The following is a 302-nucleotide window of genomic DNA, read 5'->3' on the forward strand; positions in this document are numbered from 1 at the left end:
GACCTGGAGATTCGGATCGTTGGTGTAGAGCACCCTCGACACCGCGCAGCTCGGGCCCAGCCCGTTGATGATGTGCTGATAGGACAGCAGTGGCCCGTCGGGTCGATGTCCTGGCGGTGTCAGCACGGTGGTGGTTGCGGCGATGGGCAGGCCGCGTGAATTGGTGGAACGGAACTTCACCAGCGTCAGCGTCGAGCCGGGGAAGGTCAGCAGCGGCGGCAACCGCCGCACCGCGAGCACGTCACCGGGCTGGTGCGCCGCGAGATCGGCGGGCTGTGCGTAGAAGGGGTCGGGATCGGCCA

General features: G+C 67.5%; 1 pseudogene. It reads right to left on the reverse strand.

Annotated features, from left to right (window positions below):
* Positions 1-302 (reverse strand): annotated as a pseudogene (locus GV790_RS29695) (lipase); the annotation flags it as partial.

Origin of the sequence: Nocardia cyriacigeorgica (assembly GCF_010858045.1) — a bacterium.
Classification (GTDB): Bacteria; Actinomycetota; Actinomycetes; order Mycobacteriales; family Mycobacteriaceae; genus Nocardia; species Nocardia cyriacigeorgica_E.